Origin of the sequence: Acidovorax sp. FG27, from assembly GCF_040365715.1 — a bacterium.
Taxonomy (GTDB): Bacteria; Pseudomonadota; Gammaproteobacteria; order Burkholderiales; family Burkholderiaceae_C; genus Paracidovorax.
Genome location: NZ_BAABVY010000009.1, coordinates 710,454 through 732,228, shown reverse-complemented (window position 1 = coordinate 732,228; position 21,775 = coordinate 710,454). Strand labels below are relative to the sequence as shown.

Sequence of the window (21,775 nt, the reverse complement as noted above, 5' to 3'; positions counted from 1 at the left end):
CGCGGATGGCCGCTGAAAAGCGCGGCGTGGCAGGCGGCGCGGGGTGCCCGGCAGCCCCGTGCGGGCGTGCCTGGAGAGGGGTGCGGGGAATGCTAGCATGGTGCGCTGCAGCAGCCCGCTTGACGCAGATCAACCGGGCGTCAGAACCACAACGACAACGCGCCCCAGCGCCTGGAGGACTCCTGCATGAACGCGACTTCCCGCAAGACCGAGGCCACCTCCGGCGCGCCGGCCTCCGCGCCTCGCAAGGTGGACAAGGACCTGCCGCTGATCCAGGACATCCGCCTGCTCGGGCGCATCCTGGGCGACGTGATCCGCGAGCAGGAGGGCGTGGCCGCCTACGACCTGGTCGAGCAGGTGCGCAAGCTGTCGGTGGCATTCCGCCGCGATGCCGACCAGGAGGCCGACAAGGCGCTCAAGAAGCTGCTCAAGGGGCTGACCGGCGACCAGACGGTGAGTGTGATCCGGGCGTTCACCTATTTCAGCCACCTGGCCAACCTGGCCGAGGACCGGCACCACATCCGCCGCCGCACGGTGCACGAACGCGCCGGCAGCGCGCAGGAAGGCAGCATCGAGGTGGCGCTGGCGCGGCTGCGCTGGGCCGGCATCGCCCCGCGCACCGTCGCGCAGACGCTGGCCAGGAGCTACGTGGCGCCGGTGCTCACCGCCCACCCCACCGAAGTGCAGCGCAAGAGCATCCTCGACGCCGAGCGTGACATCGCCGCGCTGCTGACCGAGCGCGACGACATCGCCGCGCGCGCCCAGCTCTACAACAGCGCGCGCGACGCGCTCACCCCGCGCGAGCTGGCCGCCAACGAGGCCGGCCTGCGCGCCCGCGTGGCGCAGCTCTGGCAGACGCGGCTGCTGCGCTATTCCAAGCTCACCGTGGCCGACGAGATCGAGAACGCGCTCTCCTACTACGAATCGACCTTCCTTGCCGAGATCCCGAAGATCTACGCCGAGCTGGAGCGCGAGCTGGGCCAGCAACCGGTGGCGAGCTTCCTGCGCATGGGCCAGTGGATCGGCGGCGACCGCGACGGCAACCCGAACGTGAGCGCGGCCACGCTGTCGCTCGCGCTCAGCCGGCAGGCCGAGGTGGCCCTGCGCCACTACCTGACCCAGGTGCATTACCTGGGCGGCGAGCTCTCGCTGTCGGCCCGGCTGGTGCGCGTGTCGCCCGAGATGCAGCAGCTCGCCGAGCGCTCGCCCGACACCAGCGAACACCGGCAGGACGAGCCCTACCGGCGCGCCCTCACCGGCATCTATGCGCGCCTGGCTGCCACGCTCAAGAACCTGACCGGCGGCGACGCGGCGCGCCATGCCGTGATGCCGCAGAACGCCTACCCTTCGGCCGCCGAGTTTTTGGCCGACCTGCGGGTGATCGAGGCGTCGCTGCGCTCGCACCGCGGCAGCGCCATGGCCGCCGAGCGCCTGCACCCGCTGGTGCGTGCGGTGGAGGTGTTCGGCTTTCACCTGGCCACGGTGGACCTGCGACAGAGTTCGGACCAGCACGAGCGCGTCATCGCCGAGCTGCTGGCCACGGCCCGAGTCGAGCCCGACTACGCCGCGCTGCCCGAAGACCAGCGCCGCGCCCTGCTGCTGCGCCTGCTGTGCGACGCACGGCCGCTGCGCGTGGTGGGCGCAGCCTATTCCGAGCACACCACCGGCGAGATCGCGATCTTCGAGACCGCCCGCCAGATGCGCGAGCGCTTCGGCCCCGAGGCGATCCGCCACTACATCATCAGCCACACCGAAACGGTGAGCGACCTGCTGGAGGTGCTGCTGCTGCAAAAGGAAGTGGGCCTGATGCACGGCACGCTGGATGCCGACGCCGCCCCGGGTTCCGCCGCAGCGGCCCGTGCCGACCTGATCGTGGTGCCGCTCTTCGAGACCATCGAGGACCTGCGCAATGCCGCGCCCATCATGCGCGAGCTCTACGCGCTGCCGGGGTTCGCCGACCTGGTGCGCGCCAGCGGCGCCGAGCAGGACATCATGCTCGGCTACAGCGACAGCAACAAGGACGGCGGCATCTTCACCAGCAACTGGGAGCTCTACCGCGCCGAGATCGCGCTGGTGGCGCTGTTCGACGAGATGAACGCCGCCGCCCAGCCGGCCGCGCCCATCCAGCTGCGCATGTTCCACGGCCGGGGCGGCACGGTGGGGCGCGGCGGCGGCCCCAGCTACCAGGCCATCCTGGCGCAGCCGCCCGGCACGGTGCGCGGGCAGATCCGCCTGACCGAGCAGGGCGAGGTGATCGCATCGAAGTACGCCAACCCCGAGATCGGCCGGCGCAACCTCGAAACCCTGGTCGCCGCCACGCTGGAGGCCACGCTGCTGCAGCCCACCAAGCCCGCCACCAAGGCCTTCCTGGAGGCGGCCGCGCAGCTGTCGCAGGCCAGCATGCGCGCCTACCGGGCGCTGGTCTACGACACGCCCGGCTTCACCGACTACTTCTTCAATTCCACGCCGATCCGCGAGATCGCGGAGCTGAACATCGGCTCGCGCCCCGCGTCGCGCAAGCCCAGCCAGAAGATCGAAGACCTGCGCGCCATTCCCTGGGGCTTCAGCTGGGGCCAGTGCCGGCTCACGCTGCCGGGCTGGTACGGCTTCGGCTCGGCGGTCGATGCGTTCGTCAAGGCGCCGGGCGAAGACCCCAAGGCGCGCCTGGCCCTGCTGCAGAAGATGTACCGCCAGTGGCCGTTCTTCCGCACGCTGCTGTCCAACATGGACATGGTGATGGCCAAGAGCGACCTGGCGCTGGCCTCGCGCTACAGCGAGCTGGTGACCGATGCGCGCCTGCGCCGCAAGGTGTTCGGCGCCATCGAGGCCGAGTGGCAGCGCACCGGCGACGCGCTGGTGCGCATCACGGGCGAGCGCCAGCGGCTGGCCGGCAACACGGCCCTGGCGCGGTCCATCCGCCACCGGTTCCCGTACATCGATCCGCTGCACCACCTGCAGGTCGAGCTGGTGCGGCGCTGGCGCGGCGGGCAGGGCGACGACCGGGTGCAGACCGGCATCCACATCTCCATCAACGGCATCGCGGCGGGTCTGCGGAACACGGGTTGAAGCGCCGGACACCCGGCTTGGAACTTGCGAGTCCGCCGGGGTCTTCGTGAAAGTGGGAAATCGTGCAAAGTGCCATGACAGTGGGGTTGCGTCGCCTGTGGGCGCAGGATGCGTTCGTCTACAGCTTGCGGGTGTTCGTGGCGCTCAGCGGCGCGATGGCGCTGTGCTGGTGGCTGGACGAGGTGCCGCTGGTGATTCCGGCGTTCCTCGGCATCATCGCCAGCGCGCTGGCCGAGACCGACGACAGCTGGCGCGGCCGGCTGCGGGCGCTGGGGGTCACGCTGGTCTGCTTTGCCGCGGCGGCGTTCTCGGTCAAGGCGCTGCTGCCGTGGCCGGCGGCCTTCGTGGCGGGGCTGGCGCTCTCCACCTTCGGCTTCACCCTGCTGGGCGCGCTGGGCGAGCGCTACCGCGCCATCGCCTCGGCCACGGTGATCCTCGCGCTCTACACCGCCATCAGCGCGGCGCCCGGCCCGCAGGCCGAGGCCGCCGCGTTCTGGCACGTGCCGGTGCTGCTGCTGGCGGGTGCGGCATGGTATGGGGTGCTGTCGCTCGCGTGGTGCGTGCTGTTTCCGCACCAGCCGGTGCGGCAGAACCTGGCGCGGCTCTACCGTGAACTCGGCGCCTACCTGCGCCTGAAGGCCAGCGTGTTCGAGCCGGTGCGCGCGGTGGACATGGAACGCCGCCGCCTGGCGCTGGCGCAGACCAACGGCCGCGTGGTGGCCGCGCTCAACACGGCCAAGGAGAGCCTGTTCGCCCGCCTCGGCCGGCAGCCGCCCGCCGGCCGCCTGCTGCGCCACCTGAACCTGTATTTCGTCGCGCAGGACATCCACGAGCGGGCCAGCTCGTCGCACTACCACTACAACGAATGGGCCGACGTGCTGTTCCACAGCGACGTGCTCTACCGCTGCCAGCGCGTGCTGAAGCTGCAGGGCGTGGACTGCACGCAGCTGGCGGGCGCGCTGCAGCTGCACCAGCCCTTCTTGCGGGACGGCGAGGCCGAGCGGGCGCTGGCCGACCTGCACGACTCCATCGCCTACCTGGAACGGCAGCGGCAGCCCGCCTGGCAGCGCCCGCTGCGGTCCTTGCGCGCGCTGGCCCGCAACCTGGCCACGCTGGACGCGCAGCTCACCGCCGCGGCCCGGCCCGAGGGCGGCGAGCGGCCGGGCGACAGCAGCCTGCTGGACCGCACCCCGCGCTCGCTGGCCGATGCCTGGAGCCGGGTGAAGGCGCAGCTGCACGCGGGATCGCCGCTGCTGCGGCACGCGGTGCGGCTGTCGCTGGCGCTGGCCGCCGGCTGCGCGGCGATGCAATTCACCGACCCCACCCACGGCTACTGGATTCCGCTCGCCACGCTGTTCGTCTGCCAGCCCACCTACGGCGCCACGCTGTCGAAGGTGACGCAGCGGGTGGCGGGCACGGCGGTGGGGCTGGTGGCGGGGTGGGCGCTGCTGCGGCTCTTTCCCAGCCTGCCGCTGCAGGCGCTGTTCGCGGTGGCCTCGGGCGTGCTGTTCTTCGTCACCCGCACACGCCACTACCTGACGGCGACCGCCGCCATCACGCTGCTGGTGCTGATGTGCTTCAACCAGAGCACCGGCAACGGCTATGCGCTGATCTGGCCGCGCCTCTTGGATACGCTCGTGGGCAGCGCCATCGCGGCGGTGGCCATGTTCCTGGTGCTGCCCGACTGGCAGGGCCGGCGCCTGGCCGCCGTGGTGGCCCAGGCGGTGCGCGCCAACGGCCTCTACCTGCGCGAGATCATGTCGCAGTACGCCACCGGCAAGGTGGACGACCTGGACTACCGCCTGGCCCGCCGCACCGCGCACAACGCCGATGCGGCGCTCTCGACCGCGCTCTCGCACATGCTGCAGGAGCCGCGCGCCGTGCGCCGCCAGGCCGGGGTGGGCATGCAGGTGCTGGTGCGGTCGCACACGCTGCTCAACTTCCTGTCGGCACTGGGCGCGCACCGCGGCCAGCTGGCGGTGGAGGACACCGACCCGCTGGTCGCCCGCGCCGCCGAGCATGCGGCGCGGCGCATCGACGAGATCGCGCAGGCGCTGTCGCAGCGCCAGCCGCCCGCGCCCGACGACGGCGCGGCGACCGCGCTGGCCGACGCGCTGGAACGCCAGGCCGACGGCGCGCAGGAGCCGCTGCGGCTGGTGCTGAACCAGCTGGCGCTGGTGTGCCGCCAGATCGCGCCGCTGGCTCAAGGGGCCGCCCAGCTGGTGGCGGGGCCGGCATCGCTGCACCCCCGGGGCGCGCCGTCAGTCGCCCAGTAGTTCGCCCACCGGTCGCAGGTCGTCCACCCGGTCGCACACGGCCTTGACGATCATCATCACCGGAATGCCCAGCAGCAGGCCCCACAGGCCCCACAGCCAGCCCCAGGCCAGCACGCTGACGAACACCGCCACCGGGCTCATGGCGCTGGTGCGGCTGGTGAGCCACGGCGTGACCAGGTTGCCGATGATGGTGTGGATGATGAGCGAGGCGCCGCCGATGGCGATGGCCATGTCCAGCGTGCCGAACTGCAGGAAGGCGACGAGGCCGGAGGCGCCCGTCACCACCACCGAGCCGATGTAGGGCGCCAGGTTCAGCGCCGCCGCCACCACGCCCCAGACCGCCGCGTTCTGCAGGCCGAGCGCCGCATAGACCGCCCACGTCGCCAGGCCCACCAGCACGCTGGTGAAGACCTGCACCAGCAGGTAGCGCTGGATCTGCCCGGTGATGTCTTCCAGCACCGCCGCCGTGATCTTGCGCCGCTCCAGGCTGCTGCCGGCGATGCGCATCAGCTTGCGCTTGAAGAGATTGCCCGACGCCAGCGAGAAGAAGGTAAGGAAGATCACCACCGTCATCTGGCCCACGGCGGAGGCCAGGCCCATGGTGCCGCTCCAGACGTAGTCGCGGATGTTGAACGGCGGCCGCTCGATCACCACGCGCTGCACGCCGCGCTGGGTCTGCGGCGGCGTGCTGGCCGCTGCCTGTTCGATCTGGCTGGCGGCGCGCTGCACCGTGTCCAGCGGGCTCGGGCCGCTCACGCGGGTGCGCACCGCGTCGCGCACCTTGCGGGCGGCGACCGGCAGCGATTCGACCAGCTGCGTCGCGCCGTCGCTCAGCTTCCAGGCCGTCGTGCCCAGGCCGCCCACGATGCTCAGCAGCAGAATGCCCGCCCCCGCCCAGCGCGGCACGTGCCAGCGGTACAGCCACTGCACGGCGGGCTGCAGCGACGTGGTCAGCAGCACGCTCAGCATCAGCGGGATGAACACGGCGCTCGCCCAGTGCAGCACGGCGATGCTGGCGAAGAGCGCCAGCAGCGCCAGCGACAGGCTGCGGATGTCCACCGGCATGTTCAGCACCACACGCTGCGCCTCGGCCTGCACGGCGGCGGCCGCCTGGGGCGTGAGGGTGGGGTCGGCCGGCGGAGTCACGATCTTGGCGAAGGGCTCCTCCGCCGGCGGACCGATGGGCACTTCCGCCGGCGCGCGGGCCGCGCCCGGGTCGGCCGTATCGGCCCCATCGGCGGGCGCCGTGCGCCGCGGCGCCGGGGCGGCCGGTGGCTCTTCGGCCACGATGCCGGCGGCGTCGGCCGGCTCCGCCGCGGGGGTGGACGGCTCGGTGGGGTGGCGTCCAGGGACGGCAGCGGAAGGGGGCGTTTCAGGCATGCCCGAGATTGTGCGTCGGCGCATGCCGCGGCGTGCGTAGGCGGCCACCGCAGGGCCGCAGGGCGCCATGGGCCGCCCCGGGCAGCCGCGCCGGTTCTTCGTGCGGCCAGTTTCTGCAATGAAAATGGCCGGTGGCGCTTGCGAATCAAGCGCCTGTAGCTATGAGTATGATAGCAATCGATGCCGTGGCCCCGCCAGGGCGCGCGCCGCCCCTGTCCCCCCACCGCCGCGCCAGCCGCCTCAGCGACCGAGCTGCATGGCAAAACCCGGCCTGTTCGGCCGATTCGACTCCCTGGGGCTGCCCTAGCATGTCGTCCATGCTCTCTCGACCCCGTGCGCGCGCCCTTGCCCGCCCCCATTTCCCGGTTGCCGCAGTGGCCACCGCCTTGCTGGCGACCGTGGGCCTGTCCGGCTGCGCCGCGCCGCCGCAAGACCTGCCGGTGCCGGCGGCACATGCCCCGTCCACCCAGAAGACCGTGGCGGCCGCGCAGCACTGGGACATGCTGGCCGCCGACGTCGCCGCGCAGGTGGCGGACCGGCTGCGCGAATGGCCAGCCGGCGAACACCCGATCGACGTGGTGCTGGTGGAAGGCGACTCCGGCTTCGGCCGCGGCTTCACGCAACTGGTGGTGACGCGGCTGGTCGAGCGCGGCGTCGCCGTCACGACCGACAAGGCGCCGCTGCAGCTGCGCGTCTTCACGCAACTGGTGCAGCACCACGCCGGCGCGGCGCCCGTCTCGCAAGGCCCCTGGGTGGCCGACGGGGTGCGGCCCGACCGGGTGCCGGCGGCGTGGCCGACGCCCGACGTTGCCGGCGGCGCGCTGCGCACCGAGGTGCTGGTGACGACGTCGCTCGAGCGCGAGCAGCGCATCCTGGTGCGCACCTCGGGCGTGGTGTCCATCGCGCAGGACGACGCGGCGCTCTATCAATCCCGTGCGCCGCTGCCGACCCCCGCGCCGGCGCCCGCCCTGCGCACCTGGAGGGTCGTGCCATGAACGCGACCCCTGCGGTGCTGAACGTACCTGCGGTGCAGGCGCCCCGGCGCCGGCTGCTGCGCGCCGCCGCGCTGGGCATGGCGGCCTGGGCGACGCTGGGCGGCACCGGCTGCGCACGCTACTACTACGGCAGCGCCGCGCCCTCCGACCCGTTCGATCTGGTCGAGGCCAACTACCGCGCCGCCGACGTGCTGCTGCAGACCGCGCCGCTCGACCCGGCGCTGCCGGTGCTGGTGGCCACCGTCGTGCAACTGGACCGGCTGCACGAATCCTCGCGCCTGGGCCGCGTCATCACGGAACACGTGGCGGGCCGTCTGGCCCAGCGCGGCGTGCGCGTGACCGAGCTGAAACTGCGGGAAACGCTGGCGATGCGGCCGAGCCAAGGCGAACTGCTGCTGTCGCGGGAGGCCCGCGAGGTCACGCAGGCACAGTCCGCCCAGGCCGTGGTGGTGGGCACCTATGCGGTGTCCAGCGGGGCGGTCTTCGTCAGCCTGAAGCTGGTCAACCCCATCGGCAACACGGTGCTGGCCGCTTGCGACTACGCCTTGCCGATGGACGCGACCGTGCGCGGGCTGGCGATGGCGCTGTGACAGCGCAGTGATGTCTGGTCAAGGGCCCGCGGCTGCGCTCCAGCGCGACGGCCCGCGCAGTCGCGCGGCCGCGTCATGGAGTGGCGAACGCGCGCCACGACGGGTGCACGTTGATGGCCTGCGCGGACGCTGCAGGGCCGCTTCCGGTGCCCGCATCCAACGGCGGCCCAACCTTCGGCCGCACGGAGTGCAAATTGCTATCGTTATCGTAGCAATATGCGCTGGATCCACAAGCGCAAAAGGGGCCAGAGGCCCCTTGCCTGTCTTCTGCCGACAGCGATTCAGTGCAGCATCAATGCGCCAGCGCTCTTGCTCTTGCCGGCGCGGGCAGGCGGGTTGCACAGGCCGCACACATAGCCCCGGTTTTCATACAGCTCGGTCACGAACTGGCCGCTGCACTGCGAGCACTGCGTGCGCGTCAGCATGCCGGCATCGACGAACTTGACCAGGCGCCAGGCGCGGGTGAAGGACAGCAGCGGCTCGATGCCGGCGGTTTCCACCTGTTCGTTGTAGAGGCGGTAGGCCTTGGTGAGCAGTTCCACCGCGTCCAGGTCCACGCCTTTGGAGAGGTATTCGTAGATGTTCAGGAAGAGCGAGGAGTGGATGTTTTCCTGCCAGGTGAGGAACCAGTCGGTGGAGAAGGGCAGTTGTCCCTTCGACGGCGACTTGCCGGCGATTTCCTTGTAGAGGCGGATCAGCCGCTCGTAGGACAGCGTGGTTTCCGATTCCAGCACCTGCATGCGGGCGCCCATCTGGATCAGCAGCGCGGCGCGCTCGATCTGCTTGGATTCGTTCAGGACGCTCTTGACGGGTGCGGACATGACGGGCTTTCGGGATGCGGTGGGTGGGGGCGAAGCAGAAGGGCGAGAGGCGTGCTCTACAGCACTTCCGACACGCGGCTGGCCATCAGGATGTTGGCGTGCAGCGCGTTGGTCGCTTCGTTGCCCACCTTGCGCGGCGTGTTGTGGTTGGTCAGCAGGCTCCAGACCAGGCTGTCGTCCATGCGGAAGCTGCACAGCAGGGTGTTGCGGGACGCCAGCTTGAGCACCTGCGCCGAGGACAGCGAGGCCAGCAGGTCGGCCGAGTCCTCGTTCATGCCCAGGCGGAACACCGCCTCCGCCTTGTCCTGGCGGATCAGCGTCTGGGCCAGCATCAGGTAAGTGAGGTTGGCTTCGCGGATTTCTGCGAGAAGTTGTTCGGAGGTCATGTTCAATCCTTTTTCCAGTACCCGGTGGGCGTTGCATGCGGTCTGCATGTGTTGCCCGATCCGTTGAAATGGATTGTGAATTCGGCCCAAACAAAAATTAAGTCGGGGCCTCGCTGCGCGTGGTGTCTGGTCGGCGCGCCGGCTTTGTAGGAAGTTGCCTGACAAGCCTGTCCGGCCTCGTGCCGGTGGCCTGCCGCCGCCGGCGCGCCTGTCCCTCGGTGGGCGTGGTCGGCGGCCCGCTGGCGCCTTGCTGCCGTGCGCCGGAGCGGGTGCCTCGGGCAGGGATTGGGCCGCCCGACTGTTACATATCGGCGCCGGCCCGAAAGGCCGGCCAACGGTGGGTTTCCGACGGCTTATCCGTCCATTTGGAATGATTCAAAAATGCTAGCGGTTGCCGACCGCACGACCGCTGCACGCAGGCGAAAAAAAACGGGCCGAAGCCCGTTGCTGGATGGCGAATGGGGCGGCGGCGTGACCGGCCCCGGGGCCGCTCAGTCCTCGTCGCCCATTTGCGACTGCAGGTAGTTCTGCACGCCGACCTTGCCGATCAGGTCGATCTGCGTTTCCAGGAAGTCGATGTGCTCCTCGGTGTCGTCCAGGATGCCCTGCAGCAGATCGCGCGAGACATAGTCGCGCACCGTCTCGCAGTGGGCGATGCCGGCCTTGATGGTGGCCTGCGCACCCAGCTCGGAGCGCAGGTCGCATTCCAGGATCTCGGGCACGTCCTCTCCGACCTGCAGCTTGGCCAGGTCCTGCAGGTTGGGCAGGCCGTCCAGCATGAAGATGCGGTCCATCAGCTTGTCGGCATGTTTCATCTCGCCGATCGACTCGTCGTATTCCTTCTTCGCCAGGCGGTCGAACCCCCAGTGCTTGAGCATGCGGTAGTGCAGGAAGTACTGGTTGATCGCGGTGAGTTCGTTCTTCAGCTGCGCCTGCAGGTGCGCAATGACTTGGTCGTCGCCTTTCATGGGGCTCTCCTCTTGCTTCTATCTAGGTGTATGAACGGCGCCATTGTCGTGACCCCGGCCTAGCGGCACAAGGCATGACCCCGCCCGGGCGGTCTGCGTGCGTGTGATGTTGAGTCGCTTTCTCGTTGCGCGTCATCGCCTGGATCGAACCACCATCAATTTTGATAGTCATAGACAATCAAAAGGATGAAGCCAATTAATTGGATCGATTGGTGGTTTGCCTCTAGACTTCAGCCTTGTTCTTACCAACCGCTTCACTCTTAAAGGAAAAAGCAATGTCCCTGATCAATACGCAAGTGCAGCCCTTCAAGACCACCGCCTTCGTGAACCGCGACGGCAAGGGCGACTTCGTCGAACTGACCGAAGCCGATCTGAAGGGCAAGTGGTCGGTGCTGATCTTCATGCCTGCCGCCTTCACCTTCAACTGCCCCACCGAGATCGAAGACGCGGCCGACAACTACGCCGAATTCCAGAAAGCCGGTGCCGAGGTGTACATCGTCACGACCGACACGCACTTCTCGCACAAGGTCTGGCACGAAACCTCCGACGCCGTCGGCAAGGCGAAGTTCCCCCTGGTGGGCGACCCCACGCACCAGCTGACCAATGCCTTCGGCGTGCACATCCCCGAAGAAGGCCTGGCACTGCGCGGCACCTTCGTGGTCAACCCCGATGGCGTGATCAAGACGATGGAAATCCACTCCAACGAAATCGCCCGCGACGTGTCGGAAACCCTGCGCAAGCTGAAGGCCGCCCAGTTCACCGCCGCCAACCCTGGCCAGGTCTGCCCCGCCAAGTGGAAGGAAGGCGCCAAGACGCTGACGCCTTCGCTGGACCTGGTCGGCAAGATCTAAGCGCCCGCCAGCGCGATCCGGGAGCGCCTTGCGCGCTTCCCAGGCCGGACTTCTGCAAGGGCGCCCCTGTGCGCTCTGCCGTCCGGCTTTTTTTCGCCCATTTTTCAGCGCTTTCTGCCGTTTTCGCGGACAGCGCACCCGTGCCCACCCTTCGACATTCACCAGGACACCGCCATGCTCGACGACACCCTCAAATCCCAACTTTCCGCCTACCTGGAGCGCGTGACGCAGTCGTTCGAGATCGTGGCGTCGCTGGACGGCAGCGAAACCTCGGCCCAGACCCGCGAGCTGCTGGAAACCATCCAGTCCCTGCGCAGCGACAAGATCAGCCTGCGCACCGACGGCAACGACGCCCGCAAGCCGTCCTTCACGCTGCAGCGCGCCGGCACGCAGACGAGCCTGCGCTTCGCCGGCCTGCCGTTGGGCCACGAGTTCACCTCGCTCGTGCTGGCGCTGCTGTGGACCGGCGGCCACCCCCCGAAGGTCGAGCAGGACGTGATCGAGCAGGTGCAGGCGCTGGAAGGCGACTTCGACTTCGAGGTCTACATGAGCCTGACCTGCCACAACTGCCCGGACGTGGTGCAGGCGATGTCGCTCATGGCCATCCTCAACCCGCGCATCAAGACCACCATCATCGAAGGCGGCGCCTTCCAGCAGGAAGTGACCGACCGCGAGATCATGGCCGTGCCCATGGTGTTCATGAACGGCCAGGTGTTCGGCTCGGGCCGCATGAGCATCGAGGAGATCGTCGCCAAGCTCGACACCGGCGCCGCGAAGCGCGAGGCCGCCAAGCTGTCGGCCAAGGCGCCTTACGACGTGCTGATCGTCGGCGGCGGCCCCGCCGGCGCGGCGGCCGCGGTGTATGCCGCCCGCAAGGGCATCCGTACCGGCATCGCGGCCGAGCGCTTCGGCGGCCAGGTCAACGACACGCTGGACATCGAGAACTACATCTCGGTCAGCAAGACCGACGGCCCCAAGTTCGCCGCCGCGCTGGAGCAGCACGTGCGCGACTACGAGGTCGACCTGATGAACCTGCAGCGCGCCCGCTCGCTCACGCCCGCCGCCACCGAAGGCGGCCTGATCGAGATCGAGCTGGAGAACGGCGGCAAGCTGCAGTCGCGCTCGGTCATCGTGTCCACCGGCGCCCGGTGGCGCAACATGAACGTGCCGGGCGAAGAGCAGTACCGCACCAAGGGCGTGACCTACTGCCCGCACTGCGACGGCCCGCTCTTCAAGGGCAAGGCCGTGGCGGTGATCGGCGGCGGCAACTCGGGCGTGGAAGCGGCCATCGACCTGGCCGGCGTGGTGCGCCACGTGACGGTGCTGGAATTCGCCGGCGAGCTGAAGGCCGACGCCGTGCTGCAGCGCAAGCTGCGCAGCCTGCCGAACGTGGACGTGATCCTGAACGCGCAGACCACCGAGGTGAATGGCGACGGCAACCGCGTCACCGGCATCACCTACAAGGACCGCACCACCGAAGACGTCAGGCAACTGGCGCTGGAAGGCATCTTCGTGCAGATCGGCCTCTTGCCCAACACCGACTGGCTCAAGGGCACGGTCGAGCTGTCGCGCTTCGGCGAGATCGTGGTCGATGCGCATGGCCGCACCAACGTGCCGGGCGTGTTCGCCGCCGGCGACTGCACCACGGTGCCGTACAAGCAGATCATCATCGCGGCCGGCGACGGCGCGAAGGCGGCGCTGGGCGCGTTCGACCACCTGATCCGCACCTCGGCACCGGCTTGAAGTCAAAAGTGGATCCAGCGCTTGTGCCATAGGCGCGACCCGCTATGAAAAAAGGAGCGATCGAAAGATGGCTCCTTTTTTGTGGTCGCGCTATGGGCGCTTTTAGTCGGGCGCCGGAGCCGGCCCGCCGGCCCAGCCGCCGCCCACCGCCTTGTAGAGCGTGATGCGGTTGGCCTGCTCGGCCAGCTGCAGCGAAATCTGCGTCTGCTGCGCGGCGTAGAGCGTGCGCTGCGCGTCCAGCACCGCCAGGTAGCTGTCTGCACCCAGGCGGAAGCGGCCCACCGACAGGTCGAGCGCCCGCTGCGTCGCGTCGACCAGCGAGGCCTGCGCGGCGATGCGCTCCTGCAGCGTGGCGCGGTCGGCCAGCGCGTCGGCCACTTCGCGGAAGGCCGTCTGGATGGACTTGTCGTACTGCGCGATGGCGGTGTCACGCACCACCTGCGCCACCTGCAGGTTGGCCTGGTTCAGGCCGGCGGTGAAGATCGGCAGGCGGATCTGCGGCGCGAAGCTCCAGGTGCGGTTGCCCCCGTCGAACAGGCCCGACAACGCATTGCTGGCGGTGCCGACCGAGCCGGTGAGCGTGATCGACGGGAAGAACGCCGCCCGCGCCGCACCGATGCTGGCGTAGCTGCCGCGCAGCGCATATTCGGCGGCCTGCACGTCGGGGCGGCGCAGCAGCACGGTGGCGGGCAGGTCGGCGGGCACCGCCAACAGGGCTGTGGCCGGTGGGGGCGGCGGGGCCAGCGGCGCGCTGCTGGTGGTGCGCAGCGTGTCGCCGGGCGATCCGGTGGCCGTCGCTGCGGGCGCGGGCTCGGTGCCTTCGGCCGCCGCCACGCTGTCCGGCAGCAGCGCTTGCGGCACGGGCGCGCCCGCCAGCAGGGCCAGCACGTTGCGGTCGCGCGCCACCTGGGCGGCGTAGGTCGCCACGTCCACACGGGCCGAATCGACGGTGGTCTGGGTCTGCGCCAGCGTCAGGCCCGAGACGCCGCCCAGCGCGTGCGCCTGGCGGGTCACGTCCAGCGACTGCTGGCGTGTGCGCAGCGTCTCCCGGGCCAGGCGCAGACGCCGGGCGTCGGCGTCCAGCGTGAGCCAGGCATTGGCCACGTCGGCGATCAGGCTCAGTTCCACGCTGCGGCGGCTCTCGGCGGTGCGCAAAAATTCCTGCAGCGCCGCATCGTTCAGGTTGCGCACCCGGCCGAAGAAGTCGATTTCGTAGCTGGCAAAGCCCAGTTGCGCGCTGTACTGCTCGTTCGTGTTGGAGCGGCCGGCGGTGGTCAGGTCGTCCGCCGTGCGGCTGCGGCTGCCGCCCGCCGTGGCGTTGACCTGCGGCAGCAGGCCCGCCTGCTGGATGCCGTACTGCGCCCGCGCCCGTTCGATGGCCAGCAACGCCACCCGCAGGTCGCGGTTGTTGGCGAGCGACAGCGCGATCACGTCGGCCAGGCGCGGCTCCTGCACGAAGGCGCGCCAGTCCATCGGGCCGGCATCCTGCCCCAGCGGCACGGCGCCGGGGTCGTTGACGGCCGCCGTGCCCACGGCCGGCCGGGGCGCATCGGCCAGGGTCGGGGGCACCGGCAGGGCCGGTGTCTGGTAGGAGGGCGCCAGGTTCACGCAGCCGGCCAGCAGCACGGCGATGGCTGCCGAGACGGCGCCGGCACCGCGGGTGGGGAAGGACAACAGGGCGGCGGTCATGCGGCGGCTCCCGGTGCGGGCGCGTCCACGGCCGGGCCGGACGCCGGCGGTGGTGGCGGTGCCTTGCGCTGGGTGAAGAAGCTGCGGATCAGCACGAAGAACACCGGCACGAAGAAGATGCCCAGCACCGTGGCCGAGATCATGCCGCCCAGCACGGCGGTGCCGATGGCCTGGCGGCCGCCGGCGCCCGCGCCGGTGCCGATCGCCAGAGGCAGCACGCCGAAGCCGAAGGCGAGCGACGTCATCAGGATGGGCCGCAGCCGCAGGCGCACGGCCTCCAGCGTGGCGTCGATGATGCTCTTGCCGGCCGCCTGCAGCTGCGTGGCGAACTCCACGATCAGGATGGCGTTCTTCGACGCCAGCCCCACCGTGGTGAGCAGCCCGACCTGGAAATAGACGTCGTTGGACAAACCCCGGATGCCGATACCCAGCAGCGCGCCGACGATGCCCAGCGGCACCACCAGGATCACCGAGAACGGCACCGACCAGCTCTCATAAAGGGCGGCCAGGCAGAGGAACACGAACAGGATGGACACGGCATAGAGCAGCGGCGCCTGCGAACCCGAGAGCCGCTCCTGGTAGGAGGCGCCCGTCCACTCGTAGCCGATGCCGGCGGGCAGCTCCTTCATCACCTGGTCCACCGCGTCCATCGCGGCGCCGGAGCTCACGCCCGTGGCCGCGTCGCCCACGAACTCGTAGCTGGGGCTGCCGTTGTAGCGCTGCAGCTGCGGCGAGCCGTAGGTCCAGTACGTGCTGGAGAAGGCCGAGAACGGCACCATCTGGCCCTGGTTGTTGCGCACCGTCCAGGGCGCGATGTCCTGCGGCAGCATGCGGTAGGGCGCGTCGCCCTGCATGTAGACGCGTTTGACGCGGCCCTTGTTCAGGAAGTCGTTCACGTAGGTGCCGCCGATGGCGCTCGACAGCGTGCTGTTGATGTCGCCGGTGGCCAGGCCCAGCGCGCCCGCCTTGGCGTCGTCGATGGTCACGCCCAGCTGCGAGGTGTCGTCCGGGTTGTTGCTGCGCACGTTCGACAGCTCGGGCCGCTGCCCGGCCAGCTGCAGCACCTTGTCGCGCGCGGCCACCAGCGCCTCGTGGCCCACGCTGTTGATGTCCTTCAGCTGGAAGTTGAAGCCCGCATTGGCCCCCAGGCCGCGCACGGCCGGCGGCAATATGACGAAGATGCGCGCATCGCGGATCGCCCGCAGGTCGGCCGTCGCCTTGCGGGCGATGGCGTCGGCGCTCTGCGACGCGAGCGGGCGCTCGCTCCAGTCCTTCAGCCGCACGAAGCCGCGCGCCGAGCTCTGGTCGCCGTTGGAGCCGGTGATGGAGTTGAAGCTCACCACGTCCGGCTGCGCGGCGAAGTACTTCTGCACCTCTCCCATCACCGCCTGCAGCCGGGTGTTCGACGAGCCGGCCGGCAGCGTGATCTGCACCTGCACGGCGCCCTGGTCTTCATTGGGCAGGAAGGCGGTGGGCAGGCGCATGAACAGCACGGCCATGCCGCCCACGATGAGCGCATAGACGATCATCATGCGGCCGCCGCGCCGCACGATGCGGCCCACGCCGCGCTGGTAGCCGTCGGCCGTGCGGTCGAAGCGGCCGTTGAAGCCGTTGAAGAACCGGTCCACCCAGCCCAGCGGCCCGCGCCGGGGCGCGGCGCCGTGCGGGCTGTGCGAACCCTTTTCGATGGGTTTGAGCAGCGTGGCGCAGAGCGCCGGCGTGAGCGTGAGCGCCACCAGCACCGAGAACACCATCGCCGACACGATGGTGATGGAGAACTGCCGGTAGATCACGCCCGTGGAGCCGCCGAAGAACGCCATCGGAATGAACACGGCCGACAGCGTGAGCGCGATGCCCACCAGCGCGGGCGTGATCTCGGCCATCGACTTGCGCGTGGCTTCCTTGGGCGGCAGGCCTTCCTCGCTCATCACCCGCTCGACGTTCTCCACCACCACGATGGCGTCGTCCACCAGCAGGCCGATGGCCAGCACCATGGCGAACATGGTCAGCGTATTGATCGAATAGCCGGCCGCGGCCAGCACGCCGAAGGTGCCCAGCAGCACCACCGGCACGGCGATGGCCGGGATCAGCGTGGCGCGGAAGTTCTGCAAGAAGAGGTACATCACCAGCACCACGAGGATCATGGCCTCGACCAGCGCCTTGACCACCTCCTCGATCGAGGCCTTCACGAACGGCGTGGTGTCGTAGCTGGTGAAGGGCTTGAGCTGGTACGGAAAGAACGGCTGCAGCTCGGCAATCTTGGCGTTCACCGCCTCGGCCACGGCCATGGCGTTGGCGCCGTCGGCCAGCACCACGCCCATGCCCGCGCCGGGTTGGCCGTTGAGGCGCGAGGTGATGGTGAGGTTTTCCGCGCCCAGCTCGATGCGGGCCACGTCCTTCAGGCGCACCACCGCGCCGTCGGTCGCCACCTTGAGCACGATGTCCTCGAACTGCTCGCGCGTCTGCAGCTTGCTGCGCGCGGTGATGGTGGCGTTGAGCTGCTGCTGGCCCACCGCAGGCAGGGCGCCCAGCTGGCCGGCCGACACCTGCGCGTTTTGCGCGTTGATGGCGTTGCCCACGTCGGAGGGCATGAGCGCGAATTTCTCCAGCTTGGCCGGGTCCATCCACACCCGCATGGCGTAGGGCGTGCCCAGCGTGGCCACGTCGCCCACCCCGTCGATGCGGCTCACCACGTCCACCAGGCTGCTGGAGATGTAGTCGCCGATGTCCACCTGCGTGACCGACGGGTCGGGCGAGGTGAAGGTGACGATCATCAGGTAGTCGTTGCCGCCCTTGGTGACGGTGACGCCCCGGCTCTGCACGGCCGGCGGCAGGCGCGACATGGCCTGCTGCAGCTTGTTCTGCACCTGCACCTGGGCCACGTCGATGTTGGTGCCGGCGTTGAAGGTGAGCGTGGTGCGCGAGCCGCCCGACGCATCGCTGGTCGAGCCCATGTAGATCAGGTTGTCCAGCCCCTTGAGCTGCTGCTCGATCACCTGCGTGACCGATTCCTCCACCGTCTTGGCGGATGCGCCCGTGTAGGTGGCGCTGATCGAGACGCGCGGCGGCGCGATGTCGGGGTACTGCTCCAGCGGCAGCTGGCGGATGGACATGGCCCCCGCCAGCATGATGACGATGGCGATCACCCACGCGAAGATGGGCCGGTTGATGAAGAACTGTGCCATGGGCGCGTCCTGCGGTCAGCGCGCCGCGGCCGAACTGGCGGGCGCGGCCGCGGCGGCCGGTGCGGACGAGGCGGGGGCCGCGGGCGCGGCGCCCTGGCCCTGCGGCCGGGCGGGCGGCTGGCCCTGCGCCTGCGCCTGGACTTCCACCGGCTGCACGGTGTCGCCCGCCTTCACCCGCTGCAGGCCGTCGACCACCACGCGCTCGCCCGCCTGGATGCCACCCGTGGCCAGCCAGCGGTTGCCCACCGCGTCGCCCACCTGGATGCGGCGGCGCTCGACCTTGTTCTCGGCCCCCACCAGCAGCACGCTGGCATTGCCCGCCGCGTCGCGCGTCACGCCCTGCTGGGGCACCAGCAGCGCCTGCTCGTTCACGCCGGCCTGCAGCACGGCGCGCACGTACATGCCGGGCATCAGCAGCCCGTCCGGGTTGGGAATGACGGCGCGCAGCGTGATGGCGCCGGTGGTCGGGTTCACGTTCACGCCGCTGAACTGCAGCCGGCCCGGGTGCGGGTAGGGGCTGCCGTCTTCCAGCAGCACGGTGATGCGCGCGTCGCCCCCGTCCATCTTCTGGAACCGGCCCTGCGCCATCTCGCGCTTCAGGCGCAGCACCTCGGTGGTGGACTGGGTCACGTCCACATAGAGCGGGTCGATCTGCGAGATGGTGGTGAGCGCGGCGGTCTGGTTGGCCGTGACCAGCGCGCCCGGCGTGACGGTGGAGGTGGTCGTGCGCCCGCTGATGGGCGCCTTGATGCGCGTGTAGCCCACGTTGATCCGGGCGTTCTCCACGGCGGCGGTGGCCACGGCCAGGTCGGACTGGGCCTGCGCCAGCAGCGCCTGGCTGTCGTCGTACACCTGGCGGCTGATGGCGTCGATCTTCACCAGCTCGGCATTGCGGCGGGCGTTGTTCTGCGCCGTGGTGACGGCCGAGCGGGCCTTGGCCTGCGCAGCCTGGGCGCTGCCCAGCGCCACCTCGAAGGGCGAGGCGTCCAGCTGGTAGAGCACCTGGCCGGCCTTGACCTGGGCGCCTTCGGTAAAGAGGCGCTTTTGCACGATGCCGCCCACCTGCGGCCGGATCTCGGCGCTGAGGAAGGCCGTGGTGCGGCCCGGCAGCTCGGTGGTGACGGTCTGGCGTTCGGGCTTCAGGGTGACCACGCCCACCTGCACCGGCACGCGCGGGGCGGGCTTTTGCGCCGCCTTGTCGGAGCATGCCGCCAGGCCCAGCAGGGCGCCCGCCGCCAGCAGCGTGGCGGTGGCCCGCCGCCAGCGCGGCGGCGCCAAAAGCGTGGCGGCAGGGTGGGGAGCGAGCAAGGCGGATGGCGCTGGGCGCGTGTCGGAGCGAAGGCGGGAAGGCAGAGTCATCGGGCGGGCACGGTCCGGGACGGGGAGGGTGGGCGCATTTTGCCGGCCAATGTGGGAGAAAGGTTGAAGCGCCCACGCCGCGCTGGGACAGTCCGCCGCCCGAAGCGGGTGGGTGATGTAATCAGGCCGGGCGCAGCCTGGCCGGGGGCGCCCGGCCGGCTGCACCGGCGCTGGCGCTGCGGCCGTTCGGCCCGCGCTTCGCATGCCCTCGCCCCCGCCCTTGCACTATTGCCCAACCACCCGCCCCTGCCCGTGACCTTCTCCTGGCGTCGCTTCCAGCCCGGCATCACCGCCCGGCTGTTCCTGGCCGTGCTGTCCACGGCGGTTTTCGTGGTGATCGCCATGGGCGCGGCCGCGCAGTGGAGCTTCAGCCGGGGCTTCCTGGGCTACCTGAACCAGTCGGCCGGCGAGCGGCTGGAGGCCGCCCGCCCGCGCATCGTGCAGGCCTACGTGGCCGAGGGCGGCAGCTGGGACTTCCTGCACGGCGAGCGCTCGCGCTGGTTCAAGCTGCTGCGCCCCGTGGCCGACCCCGACGCGCCCCCGGCCGCGGGCCCCGCCACGCCGCCCCTTTCGGACCTCACGGGCGCCGCGCTGCGCACCACCTTGCTCGACGCCGACATGCGGTTCGTCGTGGGCTATGCCGACTTCCACCCCGATGCGCCGCGCTGGCCGCTCGCCGTGCAGGGCCGCACGGTGGGCTGGGTGACCACCGCGCCCTTCGAGAGCGTGAGCGCCGCCGGCGACGTGCGCTTCGCCGCCAGCCAGTACCGCGCCAGCTGGACCATGGGCGCCGTCTCGGTGGTGCTGGCCGCGCTGATCGCCCTCTGGGCGGCGCGCACGCTGCTGCGCCCGCTGCGCGCCGTGGCCGCCGCCACCCACCGCCTGGCGGCGGGCGACTACGCCACCCGCGTGCCGGTGCAGTCGCGAGACGAGGTCGGCCAGCTGGCGTCGGACTTCAACCGGCTGGCGCTGACGCTGGAGCGCAACGAGCAGATGCGGCGCGACTTCATGGCCGACATCTCGCACGAGCTGCGCACCCCGCTGGGCGTGCTGCACGGCGAGCTGGAGGCGATGGAGGACGGCGTGCGCCCGCTCACCCGCGCATCGGTGCAGTCGCTGCAGGCCGAGGTGGCCACGCTGAACAAGCTGGTCAGCGACCTCTACGACCTGTCGCTGGCCGAGGCCGGCGCCATGACGTACCGGCACACGCCGCTGGACCTGGCCGAGCTGCTGCAGGCCAGCGCCACCGCCTACCGGGCGCGGCTGGCCGGCGCGGGCGTGGCGCTGGAGATGCGGCTGGCCGCCGAGGCGCTGGTGGTGGCAGGCGACGCCCGCCGCCTGCACCAGCTGTTCGGCAACCTGCTGGAGAACGCGGCGCGCTACACCGACGCGGGCGGCACGCTGCGCATCGAGGCCGCATGCGAGGCGGGCGGCTGGGTCCGCGTCGCCTTCAGCGACTCGGCGCCGGGCGTGGCGGCGCAGCACCTGCCGCGGCTCTTCGACCGCTTCTACCGCGTCGAGGCATCCCGCAGCCGGGCCAGCGGCGGCGCCGGCCTGGGCCTGGCCATCTGCCGGCGCATCGCCGAGGCGCACCACGGCCGCATCGAGGCGGGCGAGTCGCCGCTGGGCGGCCTGTGCGTCACGCTGCGGCTGCCGGCGGAGGCCGGCGCGCCAGGCGGCCCGGGCCAGGCAGAGGACTCCGCATGACGCCCGTGACCACCACCCCCGCCGCACCGGCGCACATCCTCATCGTGGAGGACGAGCCCAAGATGGCCGCGCTGGTCATGGACTACCTGCGCGCCGCCGGCCACCGCGCCGAGTGGCGGCACGACGGCCGCGACGCCGTGCCCTACGTGCGCGAACACCAGCCCGACCTGGTGCTGCTGGACCTGATGCTGCCCGGCCGCGACGGCCTGGAGGTGTGCCGCGAGCTGCGCACCTTCAGCGACGTACCGGTCGTCATGCTCACGGCCCGCGTGGAAGAGGCCGACCGGCTGGCCGGCCTGGAATGCGGGGCCGACGACTACATCTGCAAGACCCCATTCAGCCCCCGCGAGATCGTCGCCCGCATCAAGGCCATCCTGCGGCGCAGCCGGATCGCCGTGCCTGTTGCCGCACCCCTCGCCGCGCCCGTCGCCGGGGCGGGCACCGCATCGGCCGCCCCGCCCGGGCCGGTGCTGCGGGTGGACGTGGAGAGCTACCGCGCCTACTTCCAGGGCGCACTGCTCGATTTGACGCCGGTCGAATTCCGGCTGCTGCGCACGCTCGCCTCGGCGCCCGGCCACGTGTTCTCGCGCGACGTGCTGCTGACCCGGCTGCACCACGACCACCGCGCCGTGACCGACCGGGCGGTGGACAGCCACGTCAAGAACCTGCGCCGCAAGCTCGCGCAGATCGACCCTGTCTGCGACCCCATCCGCGCCGTGTACGGGGTCGGATTCCGGCTCGATCTCTGACACCGCCCGC

Annotated in this window: 15 protein-coding genes; 8 read left to right on the top strand and 7 right to left on the bottom strand. The window is 70.5% G+C overall.

What is annotated here, in order from left to right; genetic code table 11:
• The first annotated feature begins 186 nt into the window (after window positions 1-186).
• Both ppc and yccS read left to right on the top strand, forming a co-directional pair.
• Window positions 187-3,066, top strand: a complete 2,880-nt coding sequence (ppc, locus tag ABWV53_RS10275) for a phosphoenolpyruvate carboxylase (RefSeq protein WP_353365508.1) — start codon at window positions 187-189, stop codon at window positions 3,064-3,066.
• 74 nt (window positions 3,067-3,140) lie between these two features.
• A complete protein-coding gene (yccS, locus tag ABWV53_RS10270) occupies window positions 3,141-5,342 on the top strand; it encodes a YccS family putative transporter (protein WP_353365506.1) in 2,202 nt (733 codons plus the stop codon).
• On the opposite strand, the gene ABWV53_RS10265 is transcribed toward yccS, so the two are convergent.
• Window positions 5,328-6,722: an AI-2E family transporter gene (locus ABWV53_RS10265; protein WP_353365504.1), complete on the bottom strand. Its 1,395-nt coding sequence runs from the start codon at window positions 6,720-6,722 to the stop codon at window positions 5,328-5,330. The genes yccS and ABWV53_RS10265 overlap by 15 nt on opposite strands.
• A gap of 374 nt (window positions 6,723-7,096) precedes the next feature.
• On the opposite strand from ABWV53_RS10265, the gene ABWV53_RS10260 reads away from it, so the two are divergent.
• Both ABWV53_RS10260 and ABWV53_RS10255 read left to right on the top strand, forming a co-directional pair.
• Window positions 7,097-7,717, top strand: coding sequence for a hypothetical protein (locus ABWV53_RS10260; RefSeq protein WP_353365502.1), 621 nt, complete (start codon window positions 7,097-7,099; stop codon window positions 7,715-7,717).
• The gene (locus ABWV53_RS10255; RefSeq protein WP_353365500.1) at window positions 7,714-8,307 is read left to right on the top strand and encodes a FlgO family outer membrane protein; all 594 of its coding nucleotides are present in this window, start codon (window positions 7,714-7,716) and stop codon (window positions 8,305-8,307) included. The genes ABWV53_RS10260 and ABWV53_RS10255 overlap by 4 nt, the downstream gene beginning before the upstream one ends.
• 281 nt (window positions 8,308-8,588) lie before the next feature.
• Here the strand turns inward: ABWV53_RS10255 and flhC are convergent, their stop codons facing one another.
• The 3 genes from flhC to bfr form a co-directional block, all read right to left on the bottom strand.
• Window positions 8,589-9,128 carry a flagellar transcriptional regulator FlhC gene (gene flhC / locus ABWV53_RS10250; protein WP_353365498.1) on the bottom strand — a complete coding sequence of 180 codons (540 nt, stop codon included), beginning with the start codon at window positions 9,126-9,128 and terminating at the stop codon, window positions 8,589-8,591.
• Window positions 9,129-9,184: 56 nt separating this feature from the next.
• A complete protein-coding gene (gene flhD / locus ABWV53_RS10245) occupies window positions 9,185-9,514 on the bottom strand; it encodes a flagellar transcriptional regulator FlhD (protein WP_353365496.1) in 330 nt (109 codons plus the stop codon).
• Window positions 9,515-10,005: 491 nt separating this feature from the next.
• Window positions 10,006-10,482 carry a bacterioferritin gene (gene bfr / locus ABWV53_RS10240; RefSeq protein ID WP_353365494.1) on the bottom strand — a complete coding sequence of 159 codons (477 nt, stop codon included), beginning with the start codon at window positions 10,480-10,482 and terminating at the stop codon, window positions 10,006-10,008.
• A gap of 275 nt (window positions 10,483-10,757) precedes the next feature.
• Between bfr and ahpC the strand changes: the two genes are divergently transcribed.
• Together ahpC and ahpF are read left to right on the top strand one after the other, a co-directional pair.
• Window positions 10,758-11,333: an alkyl hydroperoxide reductase subunit C gene (gene ahpC / locus ABWV53_RS10235; RefSeq protein WP_353365492.1), complete on the top strand. Its 576-nt coding sequence runs from the start codon at window positions 10,758-10,760 to the stop codon at window positions 11,331-11,333.
• A 174-nt stretch (window positions 11,334-11,507) separates the two neighbouring features.
• Window positions 11,508-13,076: an alkyl hydroperoxide reductase subunit F gene (gene ahpF, locus ABWV53_RS10230; RefSeq protein ID WP_353365490.1), complete on the top strand. Its 1,569-nt coding sequence runs from the start codon at window positions 11,508-11,510 to the stop codon at window positions 13,074-13,076.
• Window positions 13,077-13,178: 102 nt separating this feature from the next.
• Here the strand turns inward: ahpF and ABWV53_RS10225 are convergent, their stop codons facing one another.
• The 3 genes from ABWV53_RS10225 to ABWV53_RS10215 are packed head-to-tail and all read right to left on the bottom strand — an operon-like array spanning window position 13,179 to window position 19,309.
• Complete coding sequence (locus ABWV53_RS10225) at window positions 13,179-14,765, bottom strand: TolC family protein (RefSeq protein WP_353365488.1); 1,587 nt, start codon at window positions 14,763-14,765, stop codon at window positions 13,179-13,181.
• Window positions 14,762-17,950 carry an efflux RND transporter permease subunit gene (locus tag ABWV53_RS10220; protein ID WP_353365486.1) on the bottom strand — a complete coding sequence of 1,063 codons (3,189 nt, stop codon included), beginning with the start codon at window positions 17,948-17,950 and terminating at the stop codon, window positions 14,762-14,764. The genes ABWV53_RS10225 and ABWV53_RS10220 overlap by 4 nt, the downstream gene beginning before the upstream one ends.
• Window positions 17,951-17,965: 15 nt before the next feature.
• Window positions 17,966-19,309 (bottom strand): efflux RND transporter periplasmic adaptor subunit, encoded by a 1,344-nt coding sequence (locus ABWV53_RS10215; protein ID WP_502903864.1) that lies wholly within the window; start codon window positions 19,307-19,309, stop codon window positions 17,966-17,968.
• Between the two features lie 252 nt (window positions 19,310-19,561).
• Here ABWV53_RS10215 and baeS point away from each other — a divergent pair, with 252 nt between their 5' ends.
• Together baeS and ABWV53_RS10205 are read left to right on the top strand one after the other, a co-directional pair.
• Window positions 19,562-21,016: a sensor histidine kinase efflux regulator BaeS gene (baeS, locus tag ABWV53_RS10210; protein ID WP_353365484.1), complete on the top strand. Its 1,455-nt coding sequence runs from the start codon at window positions 19,562-19,564 to the stop codon at window positions 21,014-21,016.
• Window positions 21,013-21,765 carry a response regulator gene (locus tag ABWV53_RS10205; protein ID WP_353365482.1) on the top strand — a complete coding sequence of 251 codons (753 nt, stop codon included), beginning with the start codon at window positions 21,013-21,015 and terminating at the stop codon, window positions 21,763-21,765. Before baeS ends, ABWV53_RS10205 begins: the two co-directional genes overlap by 4 nt.
• Window positions 21,766-21,775: the final 10 nt, after the last annotated feature.